The sequence below is a fragment of the Shigella sp. FC1567 genome (assembly GCF_001743015.1).
Lineage (GTDB): Bacteria > Pseudomonadota > Gammaproteobacteria > Enterobacterales > Enterobacteriaceae > Escherichia > Escherichia coli.
Map to the genome: position 1 here is coordinate 1 of NZ_MIIV01000194.1, position 3,142 is coordinate 3,142.

3 protein-coding genes and 2 pseudogenes are annotated in these 3,142 nt (G+C 43.4%); all 5 read left to right on the plus strand.

All coding sequences use genetic code 11. The features are described 5' to 3' along the window. Nucleotides 1-213: transposase (locus BHE85_RS27045; protein WP_073692179.1), on the plus strand; the 213-nt coding region annotated here is incomplete at its 5' end. Nucleotides 214-676: 463 nt separating this feature from the next. Further along, a complete protein-coding gene (locus BHE85_RS12610; RefSeq protein WP_005059327.1) occupies nucleotides 677-1,393 on the plus strand; it encodes a hypothetical protein in 717 nt (238 codons plus the stop codon). A gap of 233 nt (nucleotides 1,394-1,626) precedes the next feature. Beyond that, nucleotides 1,627-1,755: pseudogene (locus tag BHE85_RS27480) on the plus strand (IS630 family transposase); the annotation flags it as partial. 189 nt (nucleotides 1,756-1,944) lie between these two features. Then, complete coding sequence (locus BHE85_RS26770) at nucleotides 1,945-2,349, plus strand: hypothetical protein (protein WP_011114759.1); 405 nt, start codon at nucleotides 1,945-1,947, stop codon at nucleotides 2,347-2,349. Between the two features lie 62 nt (nucleotides 2,350-2,411). Next, nucleotides 2,412-3,061: pseudogene (locus tag BHE85_RS12625) on the plus strand (IS3 family transposase); the annotation flags it as partial. Nucleotides 3,062-3,142 lie beyond the last annotated feature (81 nt).

Below are 3,142 nucleotides of genomic sequence, written 5' to 3' on the forward strand. Positions count from 1 at the left end.
AGTAGCGGAGCAGGAAGGACATCTGATGGAAATGGAAGCCACGCAAGCACCTTAAAATCACCATCATACACTAAATCAGTAAGTTGGCAGCATTACCGGATTGTGGGCCATAAATATTCCAAAAAAATAGCCCGCTCCGTTTATTACCGGAACGGGCGAGAGCATGACATTGTCTGTAATTATAATGAGACTGCTGATTCTACTTATTTTTAATTTCAAGAAAAGCGTTTTCTACAAAGAATTATGAGATTTAATGTTTTGTTTAGACAATATTGTCATTCTGTTCAATAATGAAAGTCTTCATCAACAACAAGTAAAAACAACGTCCCTCTCATCGAACCGGACTTGCAGATTTCCCGCATCCGGCTCTCTTGCAACACATCAGACCTTCACGTTCGGGCGGTTATGGGGAAGGTCCAGCAAGCTGTATGAGCCCTAACTGTTTGAATACCAGTAGATTACCAGAAACTTCTATCGATTGAAGACATTACCAACTAGCGTTACTAAATGTTGACCAAGTTTTGTTCACTTGTCTGGTTTTGATAGTAGCATTCTGCAGAGTATTTTGATATGATAAATATGCATTAACAATGATATTATTGTTAATTTCCTAGCATGAAAATTAAAAGATCAACTTTTTATCTCGAATATTTTTTACATTATCAGTTGGTTTCTTATGAATGACAATTCATTGCTTAGAAATTCTTCATTATTCATCGCCTATATGGGATGTGTAGGGTGGGTCAGTGCTTATTCTTATGGCTGGGGAACCTCTTTTTACTATGGATTTCCATGGTGGGTTGTTGGTGCAGGTTTGGATGATGTTGCCAGAAGTTTACTCTATGCTATCATAGTAATGGGTATACTTTTTACCGGTTGGGGGATTGGTATTTTATTTTTTCTTCTTATAAAGAAAAGAAGTAAAATACAAGACTTGAGTTTTTTTAGACTATTTTTTGCTATTACCCTACTGTTTTTCCCTGTAATATTCGAACTTTTAATTCTCAAACAATATTTCATACTTCCATTATCACTTTCATGCATTATTAGTTCATTGGTTATTTCAATAATAATTCGCATATATGGACGGATCTTTTCTGTATCATGTTTTTCAGATATCCCTTTTGTTAGAGAACACCGCATTAAGTTAATTATGGCTGGTTTTTTGGTTTATTTTTGGCTTTTTTCCTTTCTTGTTGGCTGGTATAAACCTCAATTAAAAAAAGAATATCAGATGCTTTGTTATAATAATAGTTGGTATTATGTTCTTGCTCGTTATGATTCACGGCTCGTTTTGTCTAGTTCATTTAAAGATGACAGTAACAGATTCTTAATATTTAATACAGAACAGTCGGGATTTTATGAAATCAATGATGTTTATGTCAGAAAGTAATAATCCTCTCCCACAAAGTGAATTAAACGAATATATAATGCGTTCGAAGTATATGTATTGAGCTGTCATACTGAGAAACAAACCTTAGGGCAGCACAATTAAAGCCAGAAACAACTATGCAAGAAAGTTACTAAATAAGTGCTCGGAACAGTAAAACACTCAGGGGGGACTCAGTCCAGATTATGTAATCAGATAAATTGCCAAACATCACAAATCACCAGCAGGACTGAGTGATGCCGAGCATTGCACCAATACCCCGTGATGAACGATGCCTGATGCAGAAAGCTCCCTATAAAACAAAGAACAAAAACTACGACCGGCGATTCACCGTCATACTGATGCTGCATCGTGGTGACACTGTCTGTCACTTTCATGTTGACTGAACAACTCTGCTGCGAAGAAGGTGTACCGCCGGCGGGATTTGATTGTCCGGCGTCTAGCTTCCACTTCCCTGATGGAACTGAAAGTTGTTATGGCCGGTCAGCTTGCCCTGTCCGCAGGACATGAGGTGCTGTGACGGACAGCACCAGTAACGGAAAGTGACAATAAAAATGAATACTGCGCTGATAGTTGCACTAATGTGTATGTGGTATGCGGTACCCGCTGCTGCAAAAGAGACTTTACTGGCTATGCCACGTAATTCAACAGAACATTGCTATGCGGAGATTAATGTGCACGGACCATATGGGGTGTATTTCCGAGTGGTCCCGCATCCCCCCGGGGGAAAGAGCTGGGTCGAATGTAACAGTGACTACTATTACTCTGATAAACCACCGGGAGTACAGATACTCGGAACCCGTGCAGGGTGTCGGGTATACGGAATCTGCGGGACCACCTCGACACTGCATGTGGCTGGAAGAGGGGTTGTGTGTATTAAAAATATATGCAGTCCACGTGGGATGATAATTCACAGGATACGGAAACGTCCTGTAGTGGCTGTAAGCGATGAGATGTGATCTTATCCAGCAATAGTGGACACGCGGCTAAGTGAGTAAACTCTCAGTCAGAGGTGACTCACATGACAAAAACAGTATCAACCAGCAAAAAAACACGTAAACAGCATTCGCCTGAATTTTGCAGTGAAGCCCTGAAGCTTGCTGAACGCATCGGTGTTGCTGCCGCAGCCCGTGAACTCAGCCTGTATGAATCTCAGCTCTATGCGTGGCGCAGCAAACTGCAGCAACAGATGACCTCGTCTGAGCGTGAAAGTGAACTGGCCGCTGAAAATGCCCGCCTGAAGCGGCAACTGGCGGTGCAGGCAGAGGAACTGGCTATCCTCCAAAAGGCCGCGACATACTTTGCGAAGCGCCTGAAATGAAGTATGTCTTTATTGAAAAACATCAGGCTGAGTTCAGCATCAAGGCAATGTGCCGCGCGCTCCGGGTGGCCCGCAGCGGCTGGTATACGTGGTGTCAGCGGCGGACAGGGATAAGCCCTCGTCAGCAGTTCCGTCAGCACTGCGACAGCGTTGTCCTCGCGGCGGCCTTTACCCGGTCAAAACAGCGTTACGGTGCACCACGCCTGACGGATGAACTGCGTGCTCAGGGTTACCACTTTAACGTAAAAACCGTGGCGGCAAGCCTGCGCCGTCAGGGGCTGAGGGCAAAGGCCTCCCGGAAGTTCAGCCCGGTCAGTTACCGCGCACATGGCCTGAGGTGTACTGGCAATAGCGGACACCACCATTTGTTCTTTTTCTAAGCAGTCATCTGATAATATTTTATCCTGAAGGCTGCCGGGGAGATATTCCCC